General features: G+C 31.5%; 2 protein-coding genes. Both read left to right on the top strand.

What is annotated here, in order from left to right:
* Positions 1–824 (top strand): hypothetical protein (locus LS66_RS10160; protein ID WP_161594744.1); only part of this gene is annotated, 824 nt, incomplete at its 5' end.
* A gap of 44 nt (positions 825–868) precedes the next feature.
* A complete protein-coding gene (locus tag LS66_RS09945) occupies positions 869–1279 on the top strand; it encodes a hypothetical protein (RefSeq protein WP_052057540.1) in 411 nt (136 codons plus the stop codon).
* Positions 1280–1300: the final 21 nt, after the last annotated feature.

The raw sequence follows: 1300 nt of genomic DNA, 5'->3' as shown, positions 1-1300 counted from the left end.
TCCACCTCAAAGCCTACTATAACCAAGATAATATCCCAAACAAAGAAAAACAAAGCAATGAACAAAAACGCATTTATCAAGAGCAAAAGAAAGAGACGAAGTGGGGAATTATCATAGGAAGCCTAGATGAATCTCAACCTGTAAAAGATAGTGCAGCATTTCAAATACTCAAAAATAACGATGATTATGAGCTTAAGGGCGAGGAAATAATATTAAACTTAAAGCAAGAATGGCTCAATCAAACAATAAGGATTTATGCTTTTATAGAGAATCCTAATCATAAGGTAGGTAATACATTGTATATCTATGCGCCTATTGAATACAAAGAAGAAGAGGGGCTTATTGATATAAGTGGATATTTTTTGAGTATTGCTGGAGTTATGGGGAGAAGCATTGTTGTTAGGGTAATAGACGAAACGCAATATATTATCTCTAGCTATAAGGTAGATAAAATATTTGCACCAGAAACAAGAATAGGCAAAGGAATGCAGAGAGAAATATTAGGAAATGAATTAGCAAGAAAGTGGTATGTAAAAATACAGATTGAAAAAATACCAAGATTGATAAGGCAGGTCCAATCTAAAAGAGAGCAAGCTATAATGGCACATAGATTTCGTAATCAAGCCAAAAGGGACACAAGAGATGCTATGAAAGACAAAAAAGAGGCTCAAAGGTTAGATAGAACAGAAAGAGAATATACTTGGGATTTTTTAGTTAAAAAAGCTAAAGATAAAGGTAAAAAAGGAGATGAAATCTACGACTATATTATAGAATCTTCACAACGTACAAGAGTGAGTGTGAATAGGAAAATGGGAATAAAATGAATTGTCTGTATAAAATCATTAACAAATTAAAGGGAGACACAAGAATGAATAGATTTAAAAATGGAATGAAAGTTATTGATTATTATGCACTTTATAGAGATGATATTGAAAGGCTTGAGATATGTTTAAATAACTTCAATTATGAAGATGCTTGCCCTTATTGTCTTAAAGTTTTGGCACAATACAAACATTATAATGTGGTATTAAATAAAGATTATCTTTTAGGACCATCGGAAACTATTTGGGATTTTACAATCAATGATATTCCCTATACTTGGAAATTTGATTTGGATTTTGGAGAGAATCAAATTCGCCCAAATCATCAAAATCCACAAGATGAAACATTGGAAAAAATAATGAAAGACCTTTGCGATGTACTCAATATGCTCGTAGAAAAAGGAGAATTAGAATCTACTGATGATACCTCTAATGATTGGCAACCCAAACATTATTAAATAAATCTTTAAGGAGTTGTT

The organism is Helicobacter sp. MIT 03-1614 (genome assembly GCF_000762925.2).
Taxonomy (GTDB): Bacteria; Campylobacterota; Campylobacteria; order Campylobacterales; family Helicobacteraceae; genus Helicobacter_C; species Helicobacter_C hepaticus.
This window is presented reverse-complemented; position numbering and strand designations above follow the sequence as displayed.